Origin of the sequence: Paracoccus marcusii (assembly GCF_006151785.1) — a bacterium.
GTDB classification, from domain to species: domain Bacteria; phylum Pseudomonadota; class Alphaproteobacteria; order Rhodobacterales; family Rhodobacteraceae; genus Paracoccus; species Paracoccus marcusii.
The window spans coordinates 1-1,059 of the sequence record NZ_VDDD01000261.1 but is presented as its reverse complement, the minus strand read 5'-3'; the positions used below and the strand labels follow the sequence as shown (position 1 = coordinate 1,059).

Here is a 1,059-nt window from a genome sequence, read left to right as displayed (position 1 = left end):
TAGAGCGTGTTGCGGCTTTCCCGATTCAGGATACCCCTGTGGCTTGATCTGTGATTCCCTGCCTGCATGACAGGTGGAGGGATGATATGGGCAGACCGCATCCTATGGCACTCCGAGAGCGCGTTGTGGCGTTTGTGGAGGAAGGGAACTCGCACCGTTCAGCCGCTGCGCGGTTCCGGGTTTCGGTGAAGTTCGTCAACGACATGGTGATCCTGAAGCGCGAGACGGGCGGGTTAGCTCCGCGTGCCCAAGGCCATGGTGGTGGTCATGGCAAATTGGTTGGTGTGGGGGACTGGATCACCGCGCGCATGAAGGCGAAGCCCGATCTGACGCTGAACGACCTGGTCGGCGAACTTGCGGATCATCACGGCATCGCCATTCACCGTGTCTCGGTTTGGCGGTTTTTGCGCGGTCTCGGGCTGACACACAAAAAAAGACCTGCAAGCCCTCGAGCAGAAGCGGCCTGAGATCCGGCAGGCACGCCATATCTGGATCACACGACGCCAACCGTTCATGCGCAGCGCGTTGACGCGCCTTGGTTTCATCGACGAGACGTCGCTGAAGACGAACATGGCCAAGACCACCGGATGGTCTCCAAAAGGCGCGCGCCTTGTCGACCATGCGCCCTTCGGCCACTGGAACACCCAGACCTTCATCGCCGCCCTGCGCCATGACCGGCTGGATGCGCCCTGGGTGATCGACGGTGCCATGAACCGCGAACTGTTCGAGCTCTATGTCGAAACCCAACTGGCCCCGACACTGCGACCCGGCGATGTGATCATTCTGGATAACCTGTCATCGCACAAGAGTCCCAAGGCAGCGGCGACTATGAGCGCCGTTGGCGCGTGGTTCTTGTTCTTGCCTCCCTACAGTCCGGATCTGAACCCGATCGAGATGGCCTTCGCAAAGCTCAAGGCCCTGATCCGGAGAGCCGCCGCGCGAACCTACGAGGCTCTCTGGCACGCCGTCGGGCAGGTCTGCGATCTTTTCACCGATGAGGAATGCTACAATTTCTTCAAAGCCGCCGGATATGAAACCGATTAAACGCAACGCGCTCTA

1 protein-coding gene is annotated in these 1,059 nt (G+C 59.9%); it reads left to right on the top strand.

Annotation, left to right across the window (positions count from 1 at the left end; genetic code table 11):
• Positions 1-86: 86 nt before the first annotated feature.
• A protein-coding gene (locus FHD68_RS18665) for an IS630 family transposase (protein ID WP_139086627.1) occupies positions 87-1,044 on the top strand; the annotation gives its coding sequence in 2 pieces (ribosomal slippage) (positions 87-428 and positions 430-1,044; 957 coding nt in all).
• The last annotated feature ends 15 nt before the right edge of the window (positions 1,045-1,059 follow it).